This window comes from Ferrovum myxofaciens (genome assembly GCF_000735045.1).
GTDB lineage: Bacteria > Pseudomonadota > Gammaproteobacteria > Burkholderiales > Ferrovaceae > Ferrovum > Ferrovum myxofaciens.
The window spans coordinates 1-254 of the sequence record NZ_JPOQ01000548.1 but is presented as its reverse complement, the minus strand read 5'-3'; the positions used below and the strand labels follow the sequence as shown (position 1 = coordinate 254).

Here is a 254-nt window from a genome sequence, read left to right as displayed (position 1 = left end):
CGAAACGCTGCAAGCCACGATTGACGCGGGATTGCGAGCGATAATGGGTGGTGTCGATTTGAATTTGGACCGGTCCCGATTCGGGCAAAATTCTGGGATTTTCCCCGGAGGATGCCATGAACGCTGATAAGACGCTTTTCGCCCAAATAATGGATTTTCTGCCGTGGACAACCTTCGACCGATATGTCGATCGGTATGGCGGCAACCGTGGCGTTCGCACCATGACTTGCGCCGAGCAATATCGCATCATGGCC

1 protein-coding gene is annotated in these 254 nt (G+C 53.9%); it reads left to right on the top strand.

Features of this window, described 5'->3' with window-relative positions; translation table 11 throughout:
* Positions 1-116: 116 nt before the first annotated feature.
* Positions 117-254 (top strand): DUF4372 domain-containing protein (locus IV91_RS17635; RefSeq protein ID WP_150112540.1); only part of this gene is annotated, 138 nt, incomplete at its 3' end.